The 297-nt window shown below is 42.1% G+C and carries 1 protein-coding gene; it reads left to right on the plus strand.

The window, feature by feature from the left end:
• Positions 1 to 297 (plus strand): MFS transporter (locus KW850_RS32825; protein WP_218351738.1); only part of this gene is annotated, 297 nt, incomplete at both ends.

A 297-nucleotide genomic window follows, 5' to 3' on the forward strand; every position in this document is an offset into this window, starting at 1 on the left:
TGCAAATTACGATTTTGTTTGCCGTTTATGCCGCTATCCTACTGCCGACCTTGTTAGTTGTAGGAGCCAAAGGGAGCGCCTGGGGATTGAAGAGGGTGCTTCGCAGCAGTATATGGATTTCTATTGCCTCTACGTTGCTCTTTCAAGGCAGTTTTGATGTTTGGATGCTCTATGCTGCAAGAATTTTGGAAGGTATTGCATATGGTTCTTTTACAGGTACTGCCGCTGCATTTTTAATAAAACAAATCTCTCCTAATAAAGTAAGTACAGCTATCAAGTTATCAGGAGCAACGATAC

The sequence above is a fragment of the Bacillus sp. sid0103 genome (assembly GCF_019219025.1).